This window comes from Ruegeria sp. HKCCD4884, assembly GCF_013110855.1.
In the GTDB taxonomy this organism is placed as follows: domain Bacteria; phylum Pseudomonadota; class Alphaproteobacteria; order Rhodobacterales; family Rhodobacteraceae; genus Ruegeria.
The window spans coordinates 1-20732 of record NZ_WVRJ01000012.1; the positions used below are offsets into that span (position 1 = coordinate 1).

Below are 20732 nucleotides of genomic sequence, written 5' to 3' on the forward strand. Positions count from 1 at the left end.
GATCGAGCCAAAAAGCTCAGGGTCACGGTCCGATAGGGACTGGGTGAAAAATCCGTCTGTACGGTGCGGCGCATTCACGGGGCAATTCTCCTGTGGGAAGGGGTCGATGCAGTCCTCAGGGCCGCATCGACAAATTCGATTGGTATGTTGGGTGGATCAGATCACCCGATCGCGTGGCTCTCGGCCTTCGAAGAAGTCACTCAGGTTATCCAAAACCCTGAACCCCATTGCCTCACGCGCCTCGCGGGTGGCGCTGCCAAGATGCGGCAGCATCACGAGGTTGTCGCATTGCATCAGATCTGCACAGATGCGGGGTTCGCCATCGAACACATCCAGTGCTGCACCGCCGATCATTTCGAACATAAGCGATTGGACCAGCGCCCGTTCGTCGATGACTTCACCACGCGCCGTGTTGATCAGGAACGCGTCAGGTTTCATAAGGTCCAGCCTGCGCGCATTGATCATGTGGCGGTTCGCAGCCCCGCCGGGGCAATGAAGTGAGACGAAATCGCATTGCGGCAACAACTCATCAATTGACGTGACCTGAGTAGCATTGCACCGCGCCAATACAGCCGGGTCCACCGGGCTGCGGTTATAGACCAGCACGTCCATGCCAAAGCCGTGATGCGCACGGCGGGCCATCTCCTGACCGATGCGCCCATAGCCGATGATGCCAAGCGTCTTACCGCTGACTTTGGTCCCCACCAGATGCGTGGGTCGCCAACCGGTCCAGTTTCCGGCGCGCAACTCGCGTTCGCCTTCGCTGGCGCGGCGGGCCACCATCAGCAGAAGTGTCATGGCAATGTCCGCCGTGCACTCGGACAGAACATCGGGCGTGTTCGTCACGGTCATACCCAGTTCGCGGGCAGACGGCTCACAGATATGGCTGTAGCCCACTCCATAATTCGCAAGGATTTTTGTCTGCGCGCCAGATACGTCCAGCGCCTCGGCGCTGAGCGTATCGGTTACCGTAGGCAAGACCGCGTCATAGGATTTCAACGCCTGCCGGATTTCGGACGGGGACAAAGGTTTGTCCCCGGTGTTCAGCACGGTGTTATAGTTCTCGGCCAACTGCGCCTCGACGGCAGCAGGCCAGCGACGGGTCACAAGAACCGAAGGTTTGACCATCACGCAGCCTCCATCACACGCGCAATTGTTTCACCAATCACGGCAGGGTTTTCCGCCACGGTCACTCCAGCGGCAGACAGGATTTCGACCTTCTCGCTGGCGCTTTCGCCAAAGGCCGAGATGATCGCACCTGCATGGCCCATGGTCCGCCCTTTCGGAGCAGTCAGGCCCGCAACATAGGCGATCACCGGTTTGGTGATGTGGTCACGAATATACTCTGCCGCCTCGGCTTCCTGCGGGCCGCCAATCTCACCAATCATGGCGATGACATGGGTGTCTTCGTCGTCTTCGAACCGTTGAAGGATGTCCTTGAACGATGACCCGTTGATGGGGTCGCCCCCGATCCCGACGCTGGTCGAAACACCAATCCCGCGCTCTTTCAGCTGCGCTGCGGCCTCATAGCCCAGCGTGCCCGAGCGACCGATGATCCCGACATGCCCCGGCAGGTAGATGTGACCCGGCATGATCCCCAGCAACGCCTTGCCCGGCGAAATGGTGCCCGCGCAATTTGGACCAGTCAGAACCATACGTTTGTCCTTGGGATAGCGGTACATGTAGCGTTTCACCCGGATCATGTCTTGCGCCGGGATACCGTCGGTGATGCAAACGCAGTACCGGATACCGGCATCCGCTGCTTCCATGATCGAATCCGCTGCAAACGGTGGGGGAACAAACACAAGGCTAGCATCTGCGCCGGTCGCCTCAACGGCCTGCTTGACAGTGTCAAAAACCGGAACGCCTTCGACGGTTTCGCCTCCCTTGCCGGGAACAACGCCGCCTACGACATTCGTACCATATTTCAGCATGTCCTTGGTGTGAAACCGCGCCATCCGGCCGGTGATGCCCTGTACGATGACACGCGAGTCGCGATCGAGAAGAATGCTCATTACACAGCCCTCATCTTGGTGCCTTGGGTAAGGTCGTTTTTCCATGCGCCCACGGCGCGTTCTGCCGCTTCCATAAGTGTTGTGGCGCGAATGATCGGAAGGCCGGACTTGGCAAGGATTTTCTGGCCTTCTTCGACATTGGTACCAGCGAGCCGGACAACGACCGGAAGGTCGATATCCAATTCTTTCAGCGCCTGAACGACGCCCTCGGCCACCCAATCGCAGCGGTTGATGCCTGCGAAAATGTTGACGAGGATGGCCTGGACATTGGTGTCCGACAGAACGAGCCGAAACGCCTTGGCGACCCGTTCTGGCGAAGCCCCGCCCCCAATGTCGAGGAAGTTTGCAGGCTCACCCCCTGCCAGCTTGATCGTGTCCATTGTGGCCATCGCCAGACCGGCGCCATTGACGATGCAACCGATGTTTCCGTCCAAACCCACGTAAGACAGCCCCCGGTCCGCCGCACGGCTTTCGCGCGGGTCTTCCTGGCTTTTGTCGCGCAGTTCGGCGATCTGCGGGTGGCGGAACAGAGCGTTGTCGTCAAAGCTCATCTTTGCGTCCAACGCCAGAACGCGGTCGTCGCCGGTGATGACCAGCGGGTTGATCTCGACCATGGTGGCATCCAAGTCGCTGAACGCGGCATAGCAACCCTGCAGTGTGCGCACCATCTGCTGGATCAGCTTGGGTTCAAGACCAAGCTTGAACGCAATTTCACGCGCTTGGAATTCCTGAAGCCCAACTGCCGGTTCCACAATGGATCGCACGATGCTGTCCGGACGGTCGGCCGAGATATCCTCGATTTCCATACCACCCTCTGACGAGGCAACAATCATCACCCGCTGGCTGGATCGGTCCAGAACAAAGCCCAGATAAATCTCGCGATCAATCGGCACGGCGGCTTCGACGTAAACGCGGTAGATCCCTTTGCCTTCCGGCCCCGTTTGATGCGTGACCAGCTTGCGACCAAACAGGTCATCGCAGGCCTGATAAATCTCGTTTTCAGTGTTGCACAGCTTGACCCCTCCGGCCTTGCCGCGCCCACCCGCATGGACCTGCGCTTTGACGATCCATTTGTCACCGCCCAGCTCGCGCGCCCGATAGGCCGCCTGTTCCGGGCTGTAGGCAAGCGCGCCCGCAGGGACGTCCACCCCGAAATTGGAAAGAAGTTCTTTCGCTTGGTACTCATGAATATCCATCTGCAATCCTCCCGTTCATGCAGTGTGGTTAAGCAGCGATTGAAGTGCCGTAGCGGCTTTCAAGCAAAGCCTCGATCGCATCTCGATCAACCTCTCCGCCAAGCTCGCGCAGGGCTTCGGCGAATAGACGTACGATCCGGCTGACCGCGTCGCGGTTCAACTGATTGAGGATTCCGATCCGTACCTGTACCGGAGCGCTGAGAGTCGGCCAGATGCCAAATCCCCGTGCGCGGCAGTTCTGGACCAGCTCCATCTCACGCCCCGCCAGTTCCGGCGGCAGGTTCAGCACGACGAGGCTGGGCATGTCCGATGTCACTTCGCAGCCCATTTCGATCACCGCATCGCGCAGAACCTTCTCATGGGTACGGTAGGCCATGGCCCGCTTTGCGAGGCTCTCTTGCAGGGTCAGTCGCAGGGCTTCGTGGAACGCCGCAACGGCGTACCCCGAATGCGTCCGGTGGTATGTGCCTTTTTCTACGTCCTGCCCATCGACAATGCCCCAATGGCGCGCTTCAAAGATCGGGTTGTGAACATAGGAGTATGCACCTGACGCCTTCAAACTTTCGATATAAGCATCCGTAAAGCTGACCGGCGCGTAGGTCAGCGGCAGACAGCACAGACCTTTTTGCGGGCAAGACGCCCACCCGGCGATCCCGGGGTACTCGTCAATTGAAAAGTTATCCGCACCCAACGACGAAACCGCATCGATCAGGCCCATGACACCATTGCGTTCACAGGCATCCGAAAAGCCGCGCAGATCATTGACACGCCCGGATCCGGTTTCCCAATGCGCCATGAACGCCCATTTGGGCTGACGCTCCGCCAAAGCGGCGTCAACCAGTTCACCCGTCACCGGCTGACCGTGCGGAACCTCGATCACGGTGACACTGGCGGCTTGCGGGTCAAGCGGGTTGGATGCGTGTTCTTGAGGTGTAGCTGCCTTGATCCGCAGGGTCAGAGCGTCGATACCCGAGAATGTCCCGTTGGCAAACGCCACAACCTTGTCGCCAGGCATGACGGCAGAGAACATAGCGTCCAGAGCGCTCCAACCGGTGCCTGCGACCGCAAAAGTATACGTGTTGGACGTTCCCCAGATTTTCCGCAGCATGTGTTTGCACTCGATCATGCCCCGCAGAACGTCACCCTGCATGTGATCCGCCACGCCAGCGCTGCTGAAGGCGCGCAGGACACGGGCGTCGGTGTTGCCCGGTCCCGGGCCAGCGGCCAGAGTCTCGGGGATCTCAAGAGGAGGGAAAATCTGAAACGTCATTGTCTGTCATCCTCGGCGTTGGTCGGGCTCTTGGACCCGTCGTGTTTCGTTGCCGGACAGAAAACGCCGCCTTGCGCGATGACGCAACGTAACTTACTACTGCTTTAGGATGGCCAAAAGGATGGGGAATTTCCCACCCGAATTGGTAAAAATACCAAGGTATACTGAGTTTTCACCTACCCGTTTAGGTAGGAAATTGCGAAAGTTGGGTAAAAACAGATGATTGGCGCGCCAAGTACCCCTATTGATGTCATGCTGGCAGACGGCAATCCGCTGGTTCTGTCTGCCATGTCTGAAATCTTTGAACGTGACCCGCGATTCTCGTTGGTGGCGACGTCAGCCACCGCCGAAGGGTTCCTGGGAACCGTCATGCGAGTTCCGGTTCAGGTCGGGGTGGTCGACTGGAACCTCCCGGTGCTCGGAGCAGCAAAGCTGATCGAGGTTCTCCGAGAACAGGCCAATGCTCCACGGTTTGTGGTGTATGGGGATGTCACCAGCGAAACGCCGCGGCTGGCCATGCAAGCCGGGGCTGCCGGTTTTGCGGCGCGATCCGGCGAGGTCGAAGGCTTGCTTGAAACCTGCGCCGATGTGGCGGCTGGCAAAATGGTCTTTCCATTCATCGACGTTCGGAAAATGCAGCAGGACCCAATCCAAAGCCTGTCCCGCAAAGAACGCACCATTCTTGAAGCCTTGGCCCAAGGCATGTCAAATCGGGACCTTTCAAAAGAGCTTCAGATTTCGACGAATACGGTCAAATTTCACCTGTCCAATATCTATGACAAGCTGGCCGTGAAAAACAGAACTCAGGCCATAGCGTTTTACTATTCGTCCAGATCCGCACTGGATTAGGACCATGGTCCGAGGTCTGCTGTCCAGAATGCCCAGCGGCGCAGTGCTCACTAATTCCGTTTCTCCAAAGCCCAATCGTCCTTTATCCTGATCTTGAAAAAGCAGGAGCACCCCGATGGACATCACACCCCTCACCGGCGGCTTAGGCGCCGAAATCGACGGCGCCGATATTCGAGACAACGGGCAATTCCCTGATATCCACCAAGCCTTTGCCAAGTATTCCGTTATCGTCTTAAGGGGTCAAACTGCCACCCCTGAAGACCATCTGAACTTTGCTCGCAGCTTTGGCGCGATCAACGTCAACCGTTTCTTCAAACCGGTTGACGGCCATCCCGAGATTGCGACCGTTCTCAAAGAAAAAGACCAGAAAGAAGCGGTGGGTGAAGGGTGGCACACCGATCATTCCTATGACGAAGCGCCAGCCATGGGATCGATCCTGCATGCGATTGAGATGCCGCCTTATGGCGGAGACACGCTGTTTGTGTCTATGGCGGCCGCGTATGAAGCGCTCTCGGCCCCAATGCGTCAGTTTCTAGACGGGCTGACTGCTGTGCATTCTTCACGTCACGTCTTTGGTGCCGCCATACAAGACAGCGAAGCCGCCAAGAGCGGTCGATTGGGCAACGCAGACGCCGCAACACAAGATGCGCACCATCCCATTGTCATCACACATCCACTCAGCGGGCGTCGTGGTCTTTTTGTGAACCCTGTCTTCACAACGCATATCGAAGGGCTCAGCAAAGACGAGTCAGATGCAATTCTTGCGATGCTGTACGAACACTGCAAACAACCCGAGTTCCAATGCCGCGTGCGCTGGCGCGCGGGCGACATAACAATGTGGGACAACAGAGCCACATGGCACAAGGCAATCAACGACTATCACGGTTTTCGACGCCTGATGCACCGGGTCACGGTTGAAGGCGTGGCTTTGTCGACCCCTGCTGAAAACAAGGACAGCTAAGGAACAAATCCACTGGGCACGCCAAAAATCGGTGCATCCACACTGGAACCTGTCAAAGCGTCCATAAAAGCGATCAGATTCTGAATTTCCATGTCCGAGAGTTCAATCGGATCAATGTCAGTTTTGCTGCGTTGGCGTTCCATTTCCAGTCGATCATCCCAAACCAGAAAGTCAGCGTCGTGCAACCACGGAACCTGAGGCAACCCGGCCATATCGGGCGTCCAGGCATTAAAACTTGCTTGAGGGTTAAGATGATGGCGAATGACGCTTTCAAGGTCGGGGAAAGCCCCGTTGTGACCGTAAGGGGCTGTCAAAGCAACGTTGCGCAACATGGGGGTGCGAAACCTGTAGGCATCTTCCAACCGATTGCTTTCACCCATACGACCAACGTCACGCGCATACGGATCCCATTGACGGGTTCGACCCGGACCAAAAGGCGGAATGGCCAAAGCATGGAATTCCTGATCGGACATCAACGGTCCCGCGTGGCACGCGGAACAGTTTGCCTTACCATAGAACAGATCCATCCCGTCTTTTTGAACGGTTGATAACGCATTCATGTCCCCAGCAAGATAGCGATCAAATAGGCTGTCGGTGCTCCTCCACTCGATGGCCATGAACGCGGCCAAAGCGTTGGCGATATGGGTGATTGTGATGTCTTCCGTGGTTTCAATCTCATCAAACGCTGCGACCATTGCCGGGCCGTAATGGGGATCCGTTCTTACGCGTTTGGCAAGGATCGGCCACCCTTTGTCGATCCGATCATGGACGGCCCCGGTGACTTGGTTTTCGGCCACATTGCCCGCCATTTCGAATTGCGAGGTTAGCGGAAACAGCGCTTGCGCAGCGAGTAGTGAGTTCAAACCTTCCGGTAACCACTCCTGCGCGGGTGAGTTGAACCCGTTGCCGTAGACATCCGAAATGCTCAACCGGCCATCGTGAAAAACAGTGTGGATGTCTTTCGCACCGAGGTTCCAAAGCCCTGGCGAGTTTCTGGGAATGCGTTTACGGATCCTGTCTGCGCCGATGCCGGGTGTGCGCTCTGGCCCCAACCCCTGTCCGCCTTCCCCGATGCCAAGCGACAGCCCATCTGAAGTCCCGAAGTCCGGATGATGGCAATGCGCGCAGGATATATTCTGATTGCCCGACAGGATCGGATCGTAAAACAGTTGATGACCGATGGCGGCCTGTTCCATATCAAAAGGCAGGAAGTCATCATCTGTCAGAGGGCGCGGCACATCCTGTGCCGCCGCGCTCCCGGCCAAGAGGAAAGCAACCCAATGCGCCAGTTTGTACTTGCCCTTTGTCTGCTTGCCAGCCCGGCGCTCGCCGAACTGGAACAGGCGCGCGATTTGATGGAGGCCGGCGAGTTTGATGCCGCGCGCAAAGAACTGCTGCCCGCCGCCCGCTCGGGCAATGCCGAGGCCGAGGAATTGATCGGCGTGATGCACGGGCTGGGCCTGGGCGTCGAACGGGACTATGAGCGCGCGTTCGAATGGTATCTGCGCGCCTCGATGAAGGGGCATCCGGGGGCCCAGTCGGGGGTTGGCTGGTATTATGAGCTGGGTCTTGGGATGCCCGCGCCTGATCTGGTCAGGGCTTACATGTGGTACACGCTCAGCGCCATTGGGGGCGATCCCGACGCGGCGATCAGCCTTGAGGAAGTAATCAAGAAAATGTCGCCGGAGCAGATCGAAAGAGCGCATGTTTTGGTCAATGATTACAAAGGGTGGATGTACCCTTTCAGATGAGGGATCAAGCCTTAAGCGGTTTTGCAAACCGTTTCGGGGCATTGGTTACAGGGTCGATAATCGGGCCTGAGGAGTATTGGCACACAAAAGCCCGTCGTGGATTCGCAGTCGTATTCGCACCCGAGCTATGGAGCGTGAGGCTGGAAAACGCTACGATCGTGCCCGCCTTGCAGGTCATCGGCTTACCGGTTTCCTTGCCAAAATACCCGTTGAGTTCGTTACTTTCATCCTGCCATTCATGCCGTTCCAGACCCGGCTCGGCGTCCAAATCGCGCGGCAGGACATAGACACAGCCATTTTCTTCTGTCGCGTCATCTACTGCGATCCAGACGGTCAGATAGGGTGTGTGATCAAAGCCGACATAGGCGCCATCCTGATGCCAGGCAAAACTCGCGCCTTTGCCCGCACCTTTGACCACGAATTGTTCGTTAAACAGCATCGGATCTTCGATCCCGCAGGCGCTGGTGATCTCGGCGATTTTGGGGCCGAGCAAGAACTCTTCCAGCGAAGGAAACTCGGCGTGACGATGGCGCAGAAAGCGTCGCGCGTCGCCTAGCCCAATTTTGTGCACGTTGCCGCCGCCATCGTGGGCTGGCTCTTCCAGAAGCGTGTCGCAAGTGCCGCGTAGCATCTGCAGGTCTTCCGGGCTGAGTGCATCTTCGAAAACGAGGTAACCTTGGCGGCGAAATGCATCGGTTTGGTCGAGCATCTGAGTTTCTCCGGCAGCGGGGGCAGGCTTGCGCGCGACTGGGCCGCGCGCAGGGTTTTCTTGTAAGACAGCCTTACTGCGTCTCGGCAGCGCGCGTCGCCGCAATCTCGGCTTCGGCTTCGGCAACCGCTGCGGTCAAGGCGTCAAAGGCGGCTTCTCCGCCGTCGACATTGGCCTTGAACCAATCATAGACAGGTGCCGCAGCTTCCTTGAACGCGGCCTTCTCTTCCGGGGTCGGTACATAGAGATCGCCACCTTCGGCGACGAATTCCTCATACGCCTGGATCGACTTGCGCTTGGGCGAAGCAAATGTGGCCTGCTGCAGCTGATAGAATCCATCGACGATGACATTGCGCAGCTCTGGCGGCATCGACATGAACTTTTCGTTGTTCATAAACCACAGCGCACCCATATATGCATGCCCGTCCAGAGTGACATATTTCAGACCGGCATCAGGGAACTTCATGCTCATGATGTCGGTAATGCCGTTCTTGGATCCTTCAACAACACCGGTTTGGAACGAGGTGAACAACTCCGGCCACGGGATCGGTGTTGGGGCCGCGCCCAGCGCTTTGACCAGTTCCTGCGGCAGGTCTGCTACCACGGTGCGGATCTTCAGCCCTTCCATGTCGCCGGGACTTTGGATGCGGCGCTGCGTGTTGGCAAAGTTGCGCCAGCCGCCAGTGTTGCCAATTGTCATCAGACGCAGCGCGCCGCCCGAGTTCTCGGCGACCATTTCCTGCATTTTGGTCACAAAGGGCGAGCCGTTGGCCAGCGCAGCTTCAGCAACACGGTCATCCGACATCAGATATGGCAAGTCCAGAACCTGAACAAAGGGGAAGATGCCTGACGTGCCGCCCGAGGTTTGGATGACGATGTCGATTTGACCCTCGGCCACACCTTGCAAGCACTCGGCCCCGTTCGAGCACAGTTGTGTGCCGATGAACAATTCGACTTCAATCGCGCCGTTCGAGGCGGCCTCGACATAGTTCTTGAAGACGATCAGGCCGTCATAGTCCTCGTCGTTTTCGTTCGAATTGGCAGTGGCGCGCAGCGTGTAGTCGGCAGCTGTTGCCGCGATGGCAGACGCGGCCACAAGCGAAGTGGCCACCGCTGCGGTTTTGATGAAGTTTCTGAGCATGCGTTTCCTCCCTGTGGAACTCAGTTAGTTGGCAAATCCCGTTATCCTCGGGATCGTCATGGATAGTGCGGGGATATAGGTGATCAGGAAGATCACGATGATTTCGACCGCCAGGAACGGCAGGATCGCTTTGGCGATGGTTTCGACCCGTTCGCGCGAGACAGCAGCAGCGACAAACAAGACCAGGCCCATGGGCGGGGTGGCGAGGCCGACGGTCAGGTTGACGCTCATGATGATGGCGAAGTGGATCGGGTCAACACCGAGGCTGGTAAAGATCGGGCCAAGGATGGGACCAAGGATGATGATCGCAGGGCCTGCATCCAGAAACATGCCGACGATGAACAGCAGCAGATTGATCAGGAACAGCAGGATCAGCGGGTTTTCCGACAGGCTCAGGATCAGCGAGGCCAGTTGCTCCGGCGCATGGCTGAGGCTGACGACCGTCTTGAACGCCATCGCCGCGCCGACCAGCAGAAGGACAACGGCCGATGTCATACCTGCGTTGCTCAGCACCTCGGGCACTTCTTTCCATGTCAACGTGCGCAGAACGAAGAAACCGATGATAAAGGCATAGCCTACGGCGACGGCTGCAGCCTCGGTCGGGGTGAAAATACCGCCCAGAATACCGCCCAGAATGATGACCGGGGTCATCAGCGGGAAGAAGGCTTTAAGGCTGGCCTGACGCCGCTCGGGCCACGTGTATTTTCGGCTGGCAACGGGGAAGTCATATTTGTCAGCCATCAGTTTGATCATCAGCATCAGGCCGACGCCCACCATCACGCCCGGCACGATACCCGCAAGGAACAGGGCGGCCACGCTTTCGCCCATCACATAGGCGTAGATGATCATGATACCCGAAGGCGGAATGATCGGTCCGATCACAGAACTGGCCGCTGTGATCGCAGCGGCGAATTTGCGGGTATAGCCCTGTTTCTCCATCGCCGGGATCAGCATCGACCCCAAAGCGGACGTATCGGCCACCGCAGATCCCGAGAGGCCTGCGAACAGGATCGAACTCAGCACGTTCACATGTGCCAGACCGCCGCGCAGATGGCCCATAAGCGCCTGTGAAAATTCAACAAGACGGATGGTGATGCCGCCTCGGTTCATGAGCTCTCCGGCCAGCATGAAGAAGGGGATCGCCATCAAAGGAAAGCTGTCCATACCGTTATAGACATTGCGGTAGAGCAGCGTGATGTCGTTGGTCTGGCCGTTCAGCCACAGCAGGATACCGGGCGCGGCCAGAAGGGCGAAAAAGACCGGCAGGCCGATCAGCAGGAAAACCAGAAAGGTGGGCAGGAACCAGATTAGCATTTATTCGGCCCCCACTGCCGCATCAGGAATTTCGGGCAACAGGTGACCTCCGCCCAGCAGAGTGATGAAGGATCGCAGGATCAACTCGATATTCACCGAGATCAGCAAGATGATCCCCACCAACAGCGAGGCCATCATCCAGCTGCGCGGGATGCGGTACCATTCGTCGAACCCGAAAGATGTGGGCAGGTACAGCGCGGCGGTGGCGAACCTACCGCCAAAGCCAGTCACTTCGGACCAGCCGATATTGACGGCGACCAACAGCACGGCGAGCGAGATTACCAGCAGGAACAAGTTCAGCGTTTGGCCAATAAAACGCGGCAAAAAGCGCTCCAGCATGTCGATGGCCACAAAACCCCCGCGCCGAAACGCCGTGGGGGCCATCAGACCGGTCATCCACAACATGCAGAACCGCGCGGCCTCATCCGGCCAGGGCAGCGCATTGCCCAGAACGTATCGGAAGAACACCTGAATCAGGATTGCGATTACCATGAGTGCAATCGCAACGACACCAACCGCGCGGCCCAGACGCAGCACGGTTTCGTTCACGAATGCAATCGGCGCAAGCACCGATGCCAGTCCGCCCATGCGGATCCTCCCTTGTTCAGCCGCGGGTATGCCCACGGTCGTCAGATCGCGCTTAGTGCTGCGCGAATTGGCCGAGTTTCCCGGCGTAAAAGGTCAGCGCGTCTCCATCCGCCATGCTGGCCCGCAGAACTTTTCCTACGACAATAACGTGATCGCCCGCGTCGTGATACGCATGTTGCTCGCATTCAAACCGTGCCAGACAATCCGACAGGATCGGCGTGCCGTTTTCGCAGCGCTCATGCGCGATATCGCGCAGGGCAAAAGCGTCTTTCGAACAGCCAAAGCAAAGCTCGGCCTGTTCCGCCGACAGCACATGGACGCTGAAATGGCGGGCTTTGTGGAAATAGGGGAAGCGGCGTGAGTTGCGGTCGCCTGCCCACATGATCAGCGGCGGGTCCAGCGACAGCGACGAAAAGCTGTTTGCGGTGATGCAAACCGGGCCATCTGCGCTGTCGCAGGTGACGATGGTGACGCCGGTCGCAAAGCGGCCAAAAGCGTCACGAAGGGTGCGGGTGTCGTCCTTATGCGGAACGAAAGTATGGGTCATGTCCTTTGAGATTGCGTTCATCAAGGTACCTCTTGTCCCAGCGCAGCCTCATAAAGGCGATACCAGGCTTCGCGATCCAGTTTGACCTTCAACGCGTCCGAGGCGCGCTTGATCCGATCCAGATTGTTGGTGCCCAGAACCGGCAGGATGTTGGCCGGATGGGCCAGCAGGAAGGCCACGGCGACGGCGGCGCGGTCCACACCGAACTCGGCTGCGACTTCATCGGCCACAACGCCGACCGGAGGGTTTCCGGCCATCAACAGACCTCCGCCAAGCGGCGACCACGCCATCAACGGATGGCCGTATTGCTGGTGAAACGCCAGATCGCCATTGGTGAAGGGGCTGATCTCGCCCAGCGAGATCTCGATCTGGTTGGTGACCAGTTTGGTCTTCATGGCCGATTGCAGCAGCGACCAGTCCCAGGGGCGGAAGTTCGATACACCCACAGCGCCCACCTTTCCGCTGGCAACAACTTCGTCCAGCGCGGCACCGGTTTCATGGTGGTCCATCAGAGGGTCAGGGCGGTGGATCAACAGCAGGTCGATATGGTCAATGGCCATTTCTGTCAGCGAGGTATCGACCGACTTCACGATATGCGCACGCGACGTGTCGTAGTATTTCACCTTCGCATCCGCGTAACGGCCGACCGGGGCGATGATGTCACATTTGGTGACGATCTCCATCTTCTGGCGCAAGCTCGGGTTGGCGCGCAAAGCATTGCCCAGAACAGCTTCGGCTGCGTAACCACCATAAATGTCGGCCTGATCGAAGGTGGTGATGCCCTGATCCAAGCAGGCTTGAATCTTGGCCTCAACATGGCCTGTGGATGTATCCGCGTCATCGCCCAGCCGCCACATGCCATAGACAAGGCGGCTCATCTCAAGCGAGTCAGATAGTTTCACACGTTGCATCAGCGGCGTTCTCCGTTGCCCAGTGGGGTCGCTGGGGTCATTGCTGGCACGCGCCCGTAAGCTTCGGGCAGCGAGCAGGTTTTCAAGTTGGGCAGCACCCGAGCACCAAAATGCTTGGCCTCATCCATGTGCGGGTAGCCCGAGAAGATGAAAGCGCGGATGCCCATCTTCTGGTATTCCTCGATCTTCGACATAACTTGATCAGTCGATCCGACCAGAGCGGCACCGCAGCCAGACCGCGCCCGGCCAACACCAGTCCAGAGACCGGGTTCGACATAGCCGTATTCATCTGCCAAATCGCGGTTCTTGGCCTGATGCGCAACACCCAGCGACGTCGCGTCCAGCGCCCGTTCGCGAATGGCACGACCGTATTCGTCATCCAGTTTCGAGACGATGTAGTCCGCATATTCCTGCGCCTCAGCCTCGGTATCGCGGACGATCATGTGGACGCGCAGTCCGTAATCCAGCGTTCGATTGTAATTCTCGGCAACTGCGTGCACGGCTTTCATCCGTTCGGCCAGTTGGTCCTTGGTTTCAGGCCACATCAGGTAGACGTCGCAATGTTCACCGCACAAGTCCAAAGCCGAAGGTGAATATCCACCAAAATACAACAGCGGGCCGCCGGTCTGATAGGGTTTCGCAGGATCGGTCGTCAGACCCGAGAAATTGTACACTTCGCCGGCGTGGTTGATCTCATCCTGCGTCCAGGCCTGTTTCAAAATCTCGACCACTTCGCGCGATCGCTGATAACGGAATGCACTGTCGGCTTTCTCACCGGGGAAGTCGGATGAGATGATGTTGACGGTCAGCCGCCCCTTCAGCATGTGATCCAGCGTTGCGATGGTGCGCGCCAGCATGATCGGTTGCATCTCACCGCAGCGTACGGCGGCCAGCATGTTGATCCTGTCGGTGATCGGTGCGCAGCCAGCGACAAAACTCAGGGTGTCCTGACCAACTTGATACGAAGACGGGCACAGGATGTTGCGGAATCCCTGTGCTTCGGCCTCTTTCACGATGCCCGAGCAATGCTCCCAACTGGATCGAAGATCGCCGTCCGGCACACCCAGAAACTGATAATCGTCCGAGCAGAGCGCTGCAAACCACGATACTTCAGCAGCGTCCAGATCAGGGGATGTGATGGGGACGATAGTCATCTGAGTCGGTCTCCGCGCAGCGTGTGCATTTTCTCTTGCGTAGCAATCGCTTTGATGTAGATCAATAGTGTATCAATTTTTCCCGCGACCAAGTGAAGCGACTGACTGTGCCCTCTGCTAATCGAAATCCGAACGCACTTCCGGTTTACATCCAGATTGCGGAACTGCTGATCCGAGATGTCGCGGCAGGGCGGCTGATGGATGGAGAGCGCCTGCCGCCCGAACGCGAGATGGCCGCTGATCTGAATGTCTCGGTCGGGACACTGCGAAAATCGCTCGCCGAGCTTGAAAAAAAGGGAATGCTGGAACGCATCCAGGGTTCGGGAAACTACATTCGCGAAACGGGCACGCAGAGCAGCGTCTATGCGATGTTCCGGCTTGAACTGCCCGAAGGCGGTGGCCTGCCACGCGCCGATGTTCTGTCGGTTGATCATCTGGATAAACCATCCGATCTGCCGCAATTTGGTAAGTCGAGCCGAGGATCACGCGTGCGCCGGATGCGCTATTTGAATGACACAATCATAGCCGTCGAAGAAATCTGGCTGGACGAATCAGCAGGTTTGATCGACCGGACCCTCTTGTCCGACTCTCTTTACCGCTACTACCAACGCCAATTGGGATTTTGGATCATTCGGGCCGAAGACAGGGTCTCGGTCCAATCGCTTCCCGATTGGACGCCCGAAAGTTTCACCAAACCAGCGGGCCAAACAGTAGGGTATATCGAACGTTTCAGCTGGTCAGAGACCGCTGAACCCGTTGAATTCTCGAAAACATGGTTCGACCCGGATCGGGCCAACTACGTCCAACGTTTGAAGTAAAAGGAAACACGCATGACCCGGACCATCAACTACGGGCTGATAGGATGCGGCATGATGGGGCAAGAACACTTGCACAATATCGGCCTGTTGGAAGGGACGCGCGTGGCAGCGATTTTTGAGCCGGATCCGGTGATGGCAAAAGCCGCCAAAGCCATTGCGCCGGATGCCACGATGGTGAGCTCGGTCAAAGAGCTCCTGGCCGTCGAGGACTTGGATTGCCTTGTCATAGCAAGCCCTAATCACTTGCACGTGGACCAGATCTGCGAAGTCGCGGAAACGCGACCCCTGCCGCTGCTGGTGGAAAAGCCGTTGTTCACCGACCCAAAGGATGCGGCCCGGTTAGAAGAGGTTGAGCGTAGCTATCCCTGCCCAATCTGGGTTGCGATGGAATACCGATACATGCCCCCAATTGCTGCTTTGATCGACAAGGCGGAAGCAACAGGTGGCGTAAAGATGCTGTCTGTCCGCGAGCATCGTTTCCCATTTCTGGAAAAGGTCGGCCACTGGAACCGGTTTAATCGCAATACCGGAGGCACCTTTGTTGAAAAGTGCTGTCATTTCTTCGACCTCATGCGCTTGATCCTGCAATCCGACCCGGTGCGGGTTACCGCAAGTGGGGGGCAAGCCGTCAACCATCTGGACGAAAGCTACGAAGGCGAAACACCGGATATTCTGGACCACGGGTACGTTATTGTCGATTTCGCCTCGGGCGCACGCGCCATGTTAGAGCTGTGCATGTTTGCGGAAGGCTCTCGGTATCAGGAAGAAATTTCGGCTGTTGGACCCGACGCCAAAGTTGAGGCACTGGTTCCCGGACCAGGACGCTTTTGGCCTGATCATCTGGGGGAACCGCCTGTGCCCAAGGTCATCGTAAGCCCCCGCAACCCCAAGGGGCCTACGTCAATAGACGTCCCCGTAGACGCCAGAATACTGGCGGCCGGAGACCACAATGGATCGACCTATTATCAGCACCAAGGGTTTCTGGCCGTGCTGCGCGGCGAAAAGGCCCAACCCGATGTCAGCCTGAAGGACGGTCTTTGGGCTGTCAGGATGGGACACGCCGCACAACAGGCGATGGAAAGCGGCGAAACCGTACGCTTAGGCGGCTGACAAAAGCGTCATAAAGGGTTGAGTTCTCAAATCGTTTGGAACTCAACCCTTCTCGTACGACCGCCCGAAACCTTTGTGGATGTTGCTTGCACGGGATCCGCAAGCAGACATGGTCAAGGTTCATTTTGTCCGCGATGGTTTCCTCATCGGACGCGCATCTGGGCCTTTTTTCGCACGCACTTTAAAGGTCTTGGGCTTATCGCCGTCCTGTCGACTTTTGTGGCGTTCGGTCCGTGACCCCATCGGTTTCGACGGATCGGCCGCGTTTTTGCGCCGTTTGTTTTCCGCACCGCCGCTTTTACCCGTTGGTTTCTTTCCGGGGTTGCCCTGACCTACCTTCGGCTTTGCAGACTTTGGTTTGTCCGGGTTTTCCCGGCGCTTCTTCGGTTTTTTTGGGCTTGGTTCAAACTCAGCTGGTTTCGACGCGCCAGCGGGCTTGCTGTCTCGACGCGATGTGTCCGCTTTCCGATCTGGGCGTGGCGTTTTACGTGGTGCTTTCGGCGCAGCCGGGGGGCCTTTGGGCGAGGCGTCGAAATCCGGAACGCCCGGCAATTCGGTCAAGCGCGCGCCCTGTTCAAGATCAAGCTCAGGGCCAAGCTCGTTCTTCATCGCCGGTACTGCGTCGCTGAGGATTTCAACGAATGTTTCCTGGTACTGGACACGAATGGCCCCAATCGCATCTTTGGAGATCCCGGCATTTCGACACAGCATCGGCAGCAACCAACGCGGCTCAGCCCGCTGTTTGCGGCCCAAAGACAACGAAAACCAAGTGCTGGGCCCGAAATCCGAAGCCTCCCGCTTTTTACGGGCACCCGGTTCAGGCACGTCACCCAAAATCTCGGGCGCGGAATTGCGCTTGCGGTAGAGCCGCAGAAACGCCGCCGCAATTTTCTCGGCTGAATGCTCTTGCAACAGCCTTTGCGCAAAAGCCTGTTCTTCGGCGCTTGGCGATTGGCTCCATCCCGGATCGGACATCAGCCGTTCTTCATCGCGCGCAAGGACCGCTTCGGCGGAAGGTGGCGTACCCCATTCCGCCTCTAGTTTGGCGGATTTCAACAGGCGTTGTGCCTTTGACCGTTGGCGCCCAGGTACAATCAGCACCGAAGTGCCCTTGCGTCCGGCGCGGCCTGTTCGCCCGGACCGGTGCAACAGGGATTCCGCATTGGACGGCAGATCCGCGTGGATCACAAGTTCCAGCCGGGGCAGGTCAATGCCGCGTGCAGCCACATCTGTTGCGATACATACACGCGCCCGCCCGTCGCGCAGGGCCTGCAAAGCGTGGGTGCGCTCGGACTGGCTCAGTTCACCCGAAAGCGAAACCACCGAAAACCCCCTGTTGGAGAACTTCGCAGTCAAGCGGGCCACCATAGACCGGGTATTGGCGAAGATGATCGCCGTTTGCGCATCATGAAAACGCAAAAGGTTGATGATCGCCTTTTCGATGTCTGACGGGGCCACGGACAGCGCAAGATAGGAAATGTCAGCGTGCTGGGCGTCTTTGTTGCCGACCTCAATCCGACGGGCGTCTTCTTTCTGATAGGTCTGCGCAAGCTTGGCGATACCGCGCGGTACCGTTGCGGAAAACAGCAAAGTCCGACGGTTTTCCGGAGTGTGATCCAGAATGAATTCGAGATCCTCGGAGAACCCCATGTCCAGCATCTCATCCGCTTCGTCCAGGACAACCGCTTTGAGATCACCCAGATCGATCACGCCTCGCGACACGTGGTCTCTGAGACGACCGGGCGTGGCGACGATGACGTGTGCGCCGCGCTCAATCGCTCTGCGTTCCGTGCGCGCATCCATACCACCCACGGCAGATGCGGTAACGATCCCGGCTTCAGAGAAAAGCCAGTCAAACTCTCGCTGAACCTGCATGGCCAGTTCACGTGTGGGCGCGATGACCAAGGCCAAAGGGGCTGCCGGTCGATCAAACCGGCCGTCTTTGTCCAGCAGGTCCGGTGCAATTGCCAACCCAAAGCCAACCGTCTTTCCTGATCCGGTTTGCGCTGACACCAAAAGGTCAAGCTGGGCCAGCTCAGGCTGCGTCACCGCCACCTGAACGGGCGTAAGTTCGCTGTAACCTTTGTTGGTCAACGCCTGCGAGAGCGTCGTTGGCAGGTCGAAGGGGTTGGGCATACATCACCTTGCAGAAGAAAGATCACGCCCTTAACGACGATGGCAGAGTTTGTACAGCCTCGTTTGGGCCTGCAGGTTCGATCAGCAATGAAACAAACCGGAACCAGCAGGATTTGACTTTTTTGAACTGTTGATGCTCGCAGTCTTGAAGCCGTCAGTGAAATCCGCGCGGGACGCTTTCCGTCCACTCTTTGACCAAGACTTCGGCACCCTCGGCGCCTTCGATAGCCCGCAGTTTTCGTGTCAGGTAGAAATTCTGCGCATCACAATGTATCGAACTCTCGGTCTCAATCTCCACGTTCCAGTCCCCCCTCTCGAAGGTGAAACGCCATTGGCTGTTGAAACTGGCGGACGCCGGGTCGTCGGGGTGGATGCTGTAATGCATGGCGACATGGCTGCCAACGACCAGTCCGTGATAGGGATCGCGCGCTTTACCATAGTCGTCGAACGTGTCCAGAACGAGGGTCCCATCGTCAAGCACATGCTGATCGGATCGACCGGACGGCGCGCGCAGTACTTCTGTTTCCAGTACAGGAAAATCCCGTGCCGGACCCGGGTTCTGCGGTTCGATTTCCGCCTCAACCTCGCGCACGGGCAGTTGCAGAACGCTGCGGTCCAGATGAAGCGTGACCTTGGCCTGTTCCGGTGCGGGCCAAACAACGGGCCAATAGCTGGTCGACAGCGCCAGCCGCAGCCGGTGGCCTGCGCGCAGGTGATGGGCGCATTCGTTCAGCAGGATTTCCGCCTCATAAACCTGTCCCGGCACAAGGGTTTCGGGCGTTTCATGACTGGCATAATGGCAAAGATTGAGCGGCCTGTAGCTGATGCGCTGGGACACCCCTTGGGGAGAAACATCACACAGCCGCGCCATCAGTTGCGCAACCGGTTTATCGACGCTGAATGCAATGCGCAGCCGCGCCCGTCCCAAAATCTCTAGCGGTTCATCCAGCACGGCAGTGTCAAAGCATTGCGACAGCACATCATCGGGGGCCTGATCCCCGCACAGTTCATTGTCAAAGCGCATTCCCGGACAGAAATATCCGCTGGTCGCTCCAACACTGGCCGGGCTGCTTACGGTGACTGTACCGTTTGTAGGTCCGGCACCAAACCCGTCCTGCGTCAGGTACAGAAAGCGATCCTTCACATTGTCCGACGGCCAGTTCTGTTCGGCAATCCAGCGCCCTTTGCGTGGGCCATTCTGTTTGGTCGGTTGGAAGTGTTCCTGCATGAAAGTACGATAATCTGGCAGGTCCTCGGCCCCGTTCTGCCGCCCTTTGAGCCAGCGATCAAACCACGTAATCACTTCCGAGTGGAAATCGGATGGTGCAAGTTTTGAGATGTGTGGATAACGATGCTCCCAAGGGCCAACCATTGCTTTGGCCGGGACTTTCAAATGGGTCGCAATCGCGGAGGGCGCGTTGACATAGGCATCAGCCCAGCCTGTCATGGCCAGCACCGGAACTTTGATTGCATCCCAGTCCTCACACACGGATCCGTGTTTCCAAAACGCATCACGCGTGGGATGCCGCAACCAATCCACTGCGGAAAAGGGCAGCGTTTCCATCCGGTTCAGCCAATCCTCACGCCAATCCTCACGCAAGTCCGGATCCGCCGGTCGCGACAGATAGGCAAACATCTGACTGGCCCAGTTTGCATTATCGCTCAGCAGACAGCCGCCCATAAAATGGATGTCATCAGCATAACGATCCACGGTCGAAGCAACGGAAACTACGGCCTTGAGCGCCTCAGGCTGACGGTACGCCAGTTGCAGCCCATTGAAGCCACCCCAGGAGATCCCGATCATACCAATATTGCCGTCACACCAATCCTGCGCGGCAATCCACGCCAAGACCGCCTCGCCATCGCTCAGTTCCTGTTCGGAATACTCGTCATCGAACTGCCCGTCGCTGTCACCGGTTCCCGTGATATCCACCCGGACACATGCATAGCCCGCGCGGGCAAACACGGGGTGAGTAGATTCATCCCGAGGTGCCGTGCCATCGCGTTTGCGATAAGGCAGGTATTCCAGAATGGCCGGGCTTGGCCCAGTGACCGGCAACCAGATCCGAGCGGCCAGGTTGCGACCATCCGCCATTGGGATGAAGACATTTTCAATTACGCTATGATCATTTGTCACGAAGTATTCCCCTAGCGATTCTCTGGCACCCTAACCCCTTTTGGCTGCCGCACTTAACAACACCAGCGACACCGAAGCCCAAAAAAGACATTTGAAACAGAAAGCGCAGATCACCACTGGCCCGT

The 20732-nt window shown here is 57.8% G+C and carries 19 protein-coding genes; 5 read left to right on the top strand and 14 right to left on the bottom strand.

The genetic code is table 11. The features are described 5' to 3' along the window. Positions 1–156: 156 nt before the first annotated feature. From GS636_RS16700 to GS636_RS16715, 4 genes are read right to left on the bottom strand one after another with little or no spacing between them, the layout of a single operon-like run. Positions 157–1128 carry a D-glycerate dehydrogenase gene (locus GS636_RS16700; RefSeq protein WP_171670854.1) on the bottom strand — a complete coding sequence of 324 codons (972 nt, stop codon included), beginning with the start codon at positions 1126–1128 and terminating at the stop codon, positions 157–159. Next, entirely contained in the window at positions 1128–2015 is an 888-nt protein-coding gene (gene sucD, locus GS636_RS16705) for a succinate--CoA ligase subunit alpha (RefSeq protein WP_171187157.1), read from the bottom strand. The genes GS636_RS16700 and sucD overlap by 1 nt, the downstream gene beginning before the upstream one ends. Beyond that, complete coding sequence (locus tag GS636_RS16710; protein ID WP_171187159.1) at positions 2015–3211, bottom strand: malate--CoA ligase subunit beta; 1197 nt, start codon at positions 3209–3211, stop codon at positions 2015–2017. Before GS636_RS16710 ends, sucD begins: the two co-directional genes overlap by 1 nt. Before the next feature lie 28 nt (positions 3212–3239). Next, the gene (locus tag GS636_RS16715) at positions 3240–4481 is read right to left on the bottom strand and encodes an aminotransferase class V-fold PLP-dependent enzyme (protein ID WP_171670857.1); all 1242 of its coding nucleotides are present in this window, start codon (positions 4479–4481) and stop codon (positions 3240–3242) included. Positions 4482–4700: 219 nt separating this feature from the next. Between GS636_RS16715 and GS636_RS16720 the strand changes: the two genes are divergently transcribed. Further along, positions 4701–5330, top strand: a complete 630-nt coding sequence (locus tag GS636_RS16720; RefSeq protein ID WP_253284794.1) for a response regulator transcription factor — start codon at positions 4701–4703, stop codon at positions 5328–5330. 115 nt (positions 5331–5445) lie between these two features. Then, positions 5446–6291 carry a TauD/TfdA family dioxygenase gene (locus tag GS636_RS16725; protein WP_171670859.1) on the top strand — a complete coding sequence of 282 codons (846 nt, stop codon included), beginning with the start codon at positions 5446–5448 and terminating at the stop codon, positions 6289–6291. On the opposite strand, the gene GS636_RS16730 is transcribed toward GS636_RS16725, so the two are convergent. Next, positions 6288–7556 carry a cytochrome-c peroxidase gene (locus GS636_RS16730; RefSeq protein WP_171670862.1) on the bottom strand — a complete coding sequence of 423 codons (1269 nt, stop codon included), beginning with the start codon at positions 7554–7556 and terminating at the stop codon, positions 6288–6290. The two genes, GS636_RS16725 and GS636_RS16730, sit on opposite strands and share 4 nt — an antisense overlap. A gap of 15 nt (positions 7557–7571) precedes the next feature. On the opposite strand from GS636_RS16730, the gene GS636_RS16735 reads away from it, so the two are divergent. Next, complete coding sequence (locus tag GS636_RS16735) at positions 7572–8042, top strand: tetratricopeptide repeat protein (RefSeq protein WP_171670864.1); 471 nt, start codon at positions 7572–7574, stop codon at positions 8040–8042. Between the two features lie 4 nt (positions 8043–8046). Here the strand turns inward: GS636_RS16735 and GS636_RS16740 are convergent, their stop codons facing one another. From GS636_RS16740 to GS636_RS16770, 7 genes are all read right to left on the bottom strand, one after another. Further along, positions 8047–8751 (bottom strand): phytanoyl-CoA dioxygenase family protein, encoded by a 705-nt coding sequence (locus tag GS636_RS16740; protein ID WP_171670867.1) that lies wholly within the window; start codon positions 8749–8751, stop codon positions 8047–8049. A 73-nt stretch (positions 8752–8824) separates the two neighbouring features. Beyond that, complete coding sequence (dctP, locus tag GS636_RS16745) at positions 8825–9892, bottom strand: TRAP transporter substrate-binding protein DctP (protein ID WP_171670869.1); 1068 nt, start codon at positions 9890–9892, stop codon at positions 8825–8827. Positions 9893–9916: 24 nt separating this feature from the next. Then, positions 9917–11206: a TRAP transporter large permease gene (locus GS636_RS16750; RefSeq protein WP_171095379.1), complete on the bottom strand. Its 1290-nt coding sequence runs from the start codon at positions 11204–11206 to the stop codon at positions 9917–9919. After that, the gene (locus tag GS636_RS16755; RefSeq protein WP_171095381.1) at positions 11207–11794 is read right to left on the bottom strand and encodes a TRAP transporter small permease; all 588 of its coding nucleotides are present in this window, start codon (positions 11792–11794) and stop codon (positions 11207–11209) included. 52 nt (positions 11795–11846) lie between these two features. Continuing rightward, positions 11847–12362: a flavin reductase family protein gene (locus tag GS636_RS16760; RefSeq protein WP_171187168.1), complete on the bottom strand. Its 516-nt coding sequence runs from the start codon at positions 12360–12362 to the stop codon at positions 11847–11849. Further along, a complete protein-coding gene (locus GS636_RS16765) occupies positions 12362–13252 on the bottom strand; it encodes an aldo/keto reductase family oxidoreductase (protein ID WP_171670872.1) in 891 nt (296 codons plus the stop codon). Before GS636_RS16765 ends, GS636_RS16760 begins: the two co-directional genes overlap by 1 nt. Further along, positions 13252–14406: an LLM class flavin-dependent oxidoreductase gene (locus tag GS636_RS16770; protein WP_171095386.1), complete on the bottom strand. Its 1155-nt coding sequence runs from the start codon at positions 14404–14406 to the stop codon at positions 13252–13254. Before GS636_RS16770 ends, GS636_RS16765 begins: the two co-directional genes overlap by 1 nt. Positions 14407–14513: 107 nt before the next feature. Here GS636_RS16770 and GS636_RS16775 point away from each other — a divergent pair, with 107 nt between their 5' ends. Both GS636_RS16775 and GS636_RS16780 read left to right on the top strand, forming a co-directional pair. Further along, positions 14514–15224, top strand: coding sequence for a GntR family transcriptional regulator (locus GS636_RS16775; RefSeq protein ID WP_171095670.1), 711 nt, complete (start codon positions 14514–14516; stop codon positions 15222–15224). 12 nt (positions 15225–15236) lie between these two features. Further along, positions 15237–16334, top strand: a complete 1098-nt coding sequence (locus GS636_RS16780; RefSeq protein ID WP_171647993.1) for a Gfo/Idh/MocA family protein — start codon at positions 15237–15239, stop codon at positions 16332–16334. 120 nt (positions 16335–16454) lie between these two features. On the opposite strand, the gene GS636_RS16785 is transcribed toward GS636_RS16780, so the two are convergent. Both GS636_RS16785 and GS636_RS16790 read right to left on the bottom strand, forming a co-directional pair. Beyond that, positions 16455–18470, bottom strand: coding sequence for a DEAD/DEAH box helicase (locus GS636_RS16785; RefSeq protein ID WP_253762846.1), 2016 nt, complete (start codon positions 18468–18470; stop codon positions 16455–16457). A gap of 154 nt (positions 18471–18624) precedes the next feature. After that, a complete protein-coding gene (locus GS636_RS16790) occupies positions 18625–20565 on the bottom strand; it encodes a CocE/NonD family hydrolase (RefSeq protein ID WP_216602946.1) in 1941 nt (646 codons plus the stop codon). Positions 20566–20732: the final 167 nt, after the last annotated feature.

Bases quoted from the DNA above. Each gene is read 5' to 3' on its own strand.
- GS636_RS16755 (WP_171095381.1), bottom strand. From the start codon at position 11,794: ATGGGCGGACTGGCATCGGTGCTTGCGCCGATTGCATTCGTGAACGAA.
- GS636_RS16765 (WP_171670872.1), bottom strand. From the start codon at position 13,252: ATGCAACGTGTGAAACTATCTGACTCGCTTGAGATGAGCCGCCTTGTC.
- GS636_RS16720 (WP_253284794.1), top strand. From the start codon at position 4,701: ATGATTGGCGCGCCAAGTACCCCTATTGATGTCATGCTGGCAGACGGC.
- sucD (WP_171187157.1), bottom strand. From the start codon at position 2,015: ATGAGCATTCTTCTCGATCGCGACTCGCGTGTCATCGTACAGGGCATC.
- GS636_RS16750 (WP_171095379.1), bottom strand. From the start codon at position 11,206: ATGCTAATCTGGTTCCTGCCCACCTTTCTGGTTTTCCTGCTGATCGGC.
- GS636_RS16785 (WP_253762846.1), bottom strand. From the start codon at position 18,470: ATGCCCAACCCCTTCGACCTGCCAACGACGCTCTCGCAGGCGTTGACC.
- GS636_RS16725 (WP_171670859.1), top strand. From the start codon at position 5,446: ATGGACATCACACCCCTCACCGGCGGCTTAGGCGCCGAAATCGACGGC.
- GS636_RS16740 (WP_171670867.1), bottom strand. From the start codon at position 8,751: ATGCTCGACCAAACCGATGCATTTCGCCGCCAAGGTTACCTCGTTTTC.
- GS636_RS16790 (WP_216602946.1), bottom strand. From the start codon at position 20,565: ATGGCGGATGGTCGCAACCTGGCCGCTCGGATCTGGTTGCCGGTCACT.
- dctP (WP_171670869.1), bottom strand. From the start codon at position 9,892: ATGCTCAGAAACTTCATCAAAACCGCAGCGGTGGCCACTTCGCTTGTG.
- GS636_RS16700 (WP_171670854.1), bottom strand. From the start codon at position 1,128: ATGGTCAAACCTTCGGTTCTTGTGACCCGTCGCTGGCCTGCTGCCGTC.
- GS636_RS16770 (WP_171095386.1), bottom strand. From the start codon at position 14,406: ATGACTATCGTCCCCATCACATCCCCTGATCTGGACGCTGCTGAAGTA.
- GS636_RS16710 (WP_171187159.1), bottom strand. From the start codon at position 3,211: ATGGATATTCATGAGTACCAAGCGAAAGAACTTCTTTCCAATTTCGGG.
- GS636_RS16715 (WP_171670857.1), bottom strand. From the start codon at position 4,481: ATGACGTTTCAGATTTTCCCTCCTCTTGAGATCCCCGAGACTCTGGCC.
- GS636_RS16780 (WP_171647993.1), top strand. From the start codon at position 15,237: ATGACCCGGACCATCAACTACGGGCTGATAGGATGCGGCATGATGGGG.
- GS636_RS16760 (WP_171187168.1), bottom strand. From the start codon at position 12,362: ATGAACGCAATCTCAAAGGACATGACCCATACTTTCGTTCCGCATAAG.
- GS636_RS16735 (WP_171670864.1), top strand. From the start codon at position 7,572: ATGCGCCAGTTTGTACTTGCCCTTTGTCTGCTTGCCAGCCCGGCGCTC.